7 protein-coding genes and 1 tRNA gene are annotated in these 5603 nt (G+C 59.6%); 7 read left to right on the top strand and 1 reads right to left on the bottom strand.

Annotated features, from left to right (window positions below):
- The first annotated feature begins 475 nt into the window (after positions 1-475).
- Positions 476-551, top strand: a tRNA-Thr gene (locus M6D32_RS06595).
- A gap of 123 nt (positions 552-674) precedes the next feature.
- Complete coding sequence (locus M6D32_RS06600; protein ID WP_298254568.1) at positions 675-1022, top strand: DUF6481 family protein; 348 nt, start codon at positions 675-677, stop codon at positions 1020-1022.
- A 119-nt stretch (positions 1023-1141) separates the two neighbouring features.
- On the opposite strand, the gene M6D32_RS06605 is transcribed toward M6D32_RS06600, so the two are convergent.
- Positions 1142-1468: a hypothetical protein gene (locus tag M6D32_RS06605; protein ID WP_298254569.1), complete on the bottom strand. Its 327-nt coding sequence runs from the start codon at positions 1466-1468 to the stop codon at positions 1142-1144.
- Positions 1469-2013: 545 nt separating this feature from the next.
- Between M6D32_RS06605 and M6D32_RS06610 the strand changes: the two genes are divergently transcribed.
- The 5 genes from M6D32_RS06610 (at position 2014) to M6D32_RS06630 (ending at position 5424) form a co-directional block, all read left to right on the top strand.
- Positions 2014-3651 (top strand): amidohydrolase, encoded by a 1638-nt coding sequence (locus M6D32_RS06610; RefSeq protein ID WP_298254570.1) that lies wholly within the window; start codon positions 2014-2016, stop codon positions 3649-3651.
- 102 nt (positions 3652-3753) lie between these two features.
- Positions 3754-4215: a hypothetical protein gene (locus M6D32_RS06615; RefSeq protein WP_298254572.1), complete on the top strand. Its 462-nt coding sequence runs from the start codon at positions 3754-3756 to the stop codon at positions 4213-4215.
- Complete coding sequence (locus M6D32_RS06620) at positions 4212-4541, top strand: hypothetical protein (protein ID WP_298254574.1); 330 nt, start codon at positions 4212-4214, stop codon at positions 4539-4541. The genes M6D32_RS06615 and M6D32_RS06620 overlap by 4 nt, the downstream gene beginning before the upstream one ends.
- A 72-nt stretch (positions 4542-4613) precedes the next feature.
- The gene (locus M6D32_RS06625) at positions 4614-5045 is read left to right on the top strand and encodes a hypothetical protein (protein ID WP_298254576.1); all 432 of its coding nucleotides are present in this window, start codon (positions 4614-4616) and stop codon (positions 5043-5045) included.
- A gap of 151 nt (positions 5046-5196) precedes the next feature.
- Complete coding sequence (locus M6D32_RS06630) at positions 5197-5424, top strand: hypothetical protein (protein ID WP_298254578.1); 228 nt, start codon at positions 5197-5199, stop codon at positions 5422-5424.
- Positions 5425-5603: the final 179 nt, after the last annotated feature.

Raw genomic sequence — 5603 nt, forward strand, 5'->3', positions numbered from 1 at the left:
AGGCGGCGAGACCGCGGACCCGATGCCCACAACTCCACAGGCGCAACAGCAACAAACCCTCGACAATCGACCTTGAAGGGAGCAGCCAAGGTGTCCTCGATGTCTCCGAACACACGTCCTCGATGTCCTCAACCCGTTCAGCTTCGCGGGGGAGGGTGCATAGGCGACCTCCGGTCGCCGTCCTTAAGGGAAGGCCGATGCTTTCCATCGGCTATGCGCGGAGCGACGGTCGGGTGGGGGCGCCGACGTTGCTCGCAAGTCCAGATTGTTGAGTGTGCTTTAAAAAACCCCACCCGGCTCGCTTTTGCTCGCCTCGGACCCCGCAAGGGGGGAGGGATGACAAACACGGCCCCGCCTTTTCCTTGCCAAGAACGGCGCTGCCCGATATCAGGTGCGGGCGTTTTCAAGCGAACCCGACGGTTGGGGAAGATAATCCTCGCCGCCGAGAGACGCTTAGAAGCGGGACTGATGGTTCGCCGCAATAGCTCAGTTGGTAGAGCACGTCATTCGTAATGACGGGGTCACAGGTTCGAGTCCTGTTTGCGGCACCATATCCAGTTTGCCCGGTCCAAAAGGCAACCACTCGTAACCCGGGGGCTTGCGGCTGTCCCGGCCGCTAGGCCGGCGTAAAGCCGACGGCCTTATCATGAACAAGAAACGACAAGGCCTTATCAATGAGCGGATTCAAGGAACCTGGCTTCGCGGACCGGCAGAAGGCGGCGCAGGAAGCCAGGAGGAACATCCTGAACAAATTTCGCAGCCAGCCCGGACCTGACGATCCCGCGGTCAAGGCTCGGCAGGCGGAGCGCGAAGCGCTAGCCGCCGGGCGTGCCAAGACCAACCTGGCGCGCGAGGCCGCCAAGGCCGAGCGGAAGCGTCTCGAGGAAGAAGCGGCCGCCGCGGCCGCCGCCGAGCTCTTGCTTGCACAAGAAGAGGTCGTCGCACGGCAAGTAGCGCTCGAAGCTGAGCAGAAAGTTGCACGCGACGCGCGCTACGCCGCCCGGAAACAGAAGAAGCGATAATCCGGTGACGGTAGCTGGCGATGCTGCACTAGAGGCGTCACGACGCGGTTTTGGTGGTCCTGGAGCGTATCAAAATTAACTGCGCAAACTCACCAAATTCGCGCTACGTAATGACGGGGTCACAGGTTCGAGTCCTGTTTGCGCACCAAATAAATCACTAAGCAAAACAAATGATAAATAATTGCGCGGCAAAGGCATGCCAAGAAACTGGTTCGTTCCGTTGACGCGCGCGGGAAACCCGTATCGATGCGCTCATCGCTGCCCAATCCAGTTTCGAACGCCCAGGCATCATCTTTCCCGAGGTCGATACTCACCCAATGCGTACCCAGCGAGTTCCTATGACGAACTTGCGTTGACACTGATAGGAACTTCAAATTCGCCGCACTAGCAATGTGGCATTGCTGACGCTCGCCGTTGGCACGCTTGCTTGCAGTTTTTTCCGCCATGCTGAATGCAAACCGAGGCGCATCTTTGAGAATTGTAACACCCTGCTTGATAACCGCTCCTGGCAAATGAGCCCTGTGCTGCCCAAGCGCCGGTAGTAACCGCTCCTATTAGCGTTAGTACGGCAATGAATGCTGAGATCCGAAGCATAGAAAATCTTCCAAAAAATTGCTCTATTGAGAAACGGCAACTTCGGCAATCGGCCGCTTTGCGGCAACGCGCGAGCGCTTCATGGTTTGCGCCTAATTTCCCATCGTTAACAGCTTCATGTTCAACCGCAAGAACAAGTAGTACAGCTCGGTTGCCATAGGCGGCTTCGGGGGGTAGCAGCTCCGGGCGCGCTGCCCTGCGGCTTCCCAGCGGTACACAAAACTGGCATACCCGCCGTGGATCAGCGCGAATGCTTGGCCGAAATGGCGGGCTTTTTTGCAGGAGGTTTCGTTTCCCTCTTGCGACACCATGGGCTTTCTTATTAGTGCAGCGCGTGATGAGCACGAGTAAATCGTCAAGCCTATTGCTCCGCCCTCTCGCGCTGTTGGCGATCGCCATGGCCGCCGTCAACCCCGCCTCGGCCGCCCCCGCCGATCTTCTTCTGATCAACGGCAAGGTCGTCACGCTCGATGCGGCTTCATCGGTGAAAGAGGCGCTTGCGGTTGAGGCGGGCCATATTGCCGCGACCGGCGGCACGGATGAAATTCGCAAGCTGGCAGGACCTTCGACCAAGATCGTCGATCTCGGCGGGCGCACGGTGATCCCCGGCCTGATCGATTCCCACATCCATGCCATTCGCGCCGGCTTCCGCTTCGCGACCGAGGTGAACTGGGAAGGGGCCGCGAGTATCCCTGAAGCGCTCGATCGTCTTCGCTCCGCTGCCGCGCGCGAAAAGCCGGACGCGTGGCTGATCGTTGCCGGCGGATGGACGCCGCGCCAGTTTGCGGAAGACCGCCGGCCGACGGAGGCGGAGATCGCCACAGTTGCTTCCGGCCATCCCGTCTACATCCAGCTCTTCTATGGCTATGTGCTGATCAACGCCGAGGGCCGGGAGAGACTGAACATCAAGTCGGAAGACGATCTGCCTGAGGGCGCGAAATTCGAGCAGGACTTTGAGCACAGACCGACGGGTTGGATCGTCGGCAAGGGGCCTTCGATCGTCGCGCTTTATTCGCGCCTGCCCAAGCCGACCATCGAAGAGGCGATCGAGGGTACGCGGCAATTCCTGCGCGAGCTGACCAGCTACGGCTTGACCGGCGTGATCGATCCGGGCGGCCACAATCTGGCGCCGGAGGATTACGCGGCGCTGTTTCAGGTGTGGCGCCGTCATGAATTGCCGCTCCGCGTGGTCTACAGCATCTTCGCGCCGCGGCCCGGAAAGGAGCTGGAAGATTTTCAGGCCTTCACGCAATTCCTGCCGAACGGGATGGGCGACGACTGGCTGCGCTTCAACGGCATCGGTGAATGCGTCACCTGGGGCATGTACAACAACGACGCGCCGACGGATGCCGACAAGGAGGCGTTCTACCGCGTGGCGCGATGGGCAGCGGAGCGTGGCCTGCGCCTGACACAGCATTGGAACAATGATCGCTCCGTGCATCATCTGCTTGACGTACTCGAACGCGTCAATCGCGAGGTCCCGCTGGCGCCGCTGCGCTGGTCGATCGCGCATCTGCACGATGCATCTGATGAGTCGCTGCAACGGATGAGGGCACTGGGCGTCGGCTGGCTGATGCAGGATGGGCTCTATTTCGCCGCGCCTTCCTATATTGCCGAGCGAGGGACGCGAATGCAGCGGTCGCCGCCGATCGTCTCGGCGCGCAAGCTCGGCATCGTCGTCGGCGGCGGCACCGACGCCAACCGCGTGATGGTCGAAAATCCGTTCGTGTCGTTGCGCTGGATGCTCGACGGCCTGACGGTCGACGGCATCGCGAGCCGGGAAAAAGCGGAAATCCCGAGCCGCGAGGAAGCGCTTCGCATCTACACCGAAGGAAGCGCGTGGTTTGCACATGATGAAAATCGCAGGGGCCGGCTGGTTCCGGGGATGCTCGCCGATCTCGCGGTGTTGAGTGACGACTATTTTACCGTGCCGGTTTCTCACATCGCGAAAATAAAATCGCTGCTGACGGTGGTCGGCGGTCAAATCGTCTATGCGGTGGGGCCGTTTTCCGATCTCGACACGACACATCGTTGATGTGGTTGTTTCTCGCGCGAAATATAAGCGCTTGCGACAATAGAATTAGAACGAAAACAAGCGCACCATCCAGTCGTGGGCTGCGATAAAACGGGGGAGGACATGGCGACGTTTCTGGTAATCCTTCACGGCCTGTTGGCCGTTGCGCTGCTCGGCAGCATCACGCATCAGGCGATCGCGGTTGTCTGGCCCGCGCAAAGCAAAGCAGGATTCGTCAACGCGTATCGTTCGGTTTCAAGCCGCGCCTACGTCAACGCCAACATCATCCTGTTTCTGACGGTTGCTGCTCTCGGCAGCGTCATCTACCCGATCTATCGCGTCTGGGTCCGGACCTATCTCGAAAATGCGCGGCTCTATCCGGCCGTTGGTTCCTTCGAAATCAAGGAGCAACTCATCGCGCTCGGGCTCGGCCTGTTGCCGCTCTATTGGCTGGTGTGGCGGCGTCCGGAACCTGCCAGCACGTCCGCTCGCACGGCGGTCACGCTGATGCTCTGCTTCATCGTCTGGTTCAGCTTCCTCGTCGGCCACATCCTCAACAACATTCGCGGTTTCTTCGGGCTATGAACAACAACAAAATCGAAAAGGTGATTCCGGTTTTCTCGGCCGCGTTCGCGCTGATCTATATCGTCTCCGTCGAATTGAACTGGGCCTTGCTCACCTATCATCCGAAAATCCACCAGTGGGGCTGGCTCGTCGAGCCCGCCAGGGATGGTCCGCCGATGTATTGGTATGGCTGGCTTGTGACCTCGGTCCTTGGTGCGTCCGCGGTCAGCGTGGTAGCCTGGCCCTTCCTGAAAAACCGGCCGACGCAGTACTGGCTGGGATGGTCGGTACCTCTGTTGGTCACCTTCAGCGTCTTCTACCTGTTCCGCGAATGGTTTCTCCGCTGAGGCCAGAAAGGAAGCAGGCCGAAGGCCAACCGAGCGAGCCGATCACCAAGAGCCCATCGCAATGGTCAACAAGTGACAACAGAACCGCGACGCTGCTTTATCGGGCTATCCTCCTTCGCGTTGGCTGTCGGCGCCGCTTCCGTCGTAGCCGCCACGTTCTCGTTCCGGCCGGCTCAGTCCGGCGAACTCGATTCCGAACGCGATGAAGAGGCTACTCTTGCCTTCGTCGGCTCGACCAGGCAGGTCGGAACGCTGGCGCCTGTTGCCGGTGTCATGGTCCAGGCCGAGCTGGGTAACCGGCGGATCATGGTTCGCAGCAACAGCGAAGGGGTCTACAAGTTGATTCCGAGTTTCGGCGCGGACGTCAAAGGCGACAGCGTGAAGATCGCCTGCTCGAAGGACGGCTATGACACGGTGGATGTCTCGCGGCGAGAGATGTCGTCGAAGCCATCGCACGAACTGGTCGTGGCGGAGTGCCTGCTGGCGCCCAAGCCCTCAAAGTGAACTTTCCGCATAGCGGCCCCTGGCGACCGGCCTGGCGTCCCCGCATCAGCCCGGCCTGCGACAAAAGATTCACCGTAATCTGTGAAGCCATTCACAGCCGAGTTTCGCCGGGTCTTCTAGACCAGCACGAGTTCTCTTGCGGGAGGCAACCTTGTTCAGATCAGCCGATAACGCAAATCAGCATTCCGAGCCAAATCCCTGGCAGGGCTCCTGGCCTACCATCGTCCGGATCATGGTTCTGGAAATCCTGCTGCTGCTCGCGATGGCGGGAGCCTTTGTCTACTATTTGAACTGGTCGTCAGAGGCTTCTCTTTCCGACTTCATGGCGGCGAGCCGGTCGTCTCAATCGATCCACTTGTCCTGCGACGGTAGCGCCTGACGCGCCCCTCTTTCCGGCCGTTCGAGCGGCCTCGCAAGCGCTAGTGCTCCGATTCCGAAGTTCGTATCATATTGCGGCTCCACGTTTACGAACTTCGGAATCAAAGGAGCACTAGCCAATTATATGATTCTAGTGCGGTTTAGAATTTGAAGTTCCTATGACGAGGTTTCCGCGAAATT

Source organism: Bradyrhizobium sp. (genome assembly GCF_027307225.1).
Taxonomy (GTDB): Bacteria; Pseudomonadota; Alphaproteobacteria; order Rhizobiales; family Xanthobacteraceae; genus Bradyrhizobium.

Excerpts from the sequence above, each read along its gene's own strand:
- M6D32_RS06600 (WP_298254568.1), top strand. The coding sequence starts at position 675 with ATGAGCGGATTCAAGGAACCTGGCTTCGCGGACCGGCAGAAGGCGGCG.
- M6D32_RS06615 (WP_298254572.1), top strand. The coding sequence starts at position 3,754 with ATGGCGACGTTTCTGGTAATCCTTCACGGCCTGTTGGCCGTTGCGCTG.
- M6D32_RS06605 (WP_298254569.1), bottom strand. The coding sequence starts at position 1,468 with ATGGCGGAAAAAACTGCAAGCAAGCGTGCCAACGGCGAGCGTCAGCAA.
- M6D32_RS06610 (WP_298254570.1), top strand. The coding sequence starts at position 2,014 with ATGGCCGCCGTCAACCCCGCCTCGGCCGCCCCCGCCGATCTTCTTCTG.
- M6D32_RS06620 (WP_298254574.1), top strand. The coding sequence starts at position 4,212 with ATGAACAACAACAAAATCGAAAAGGTGATTCCGGTTTTCTCGGCCGCG.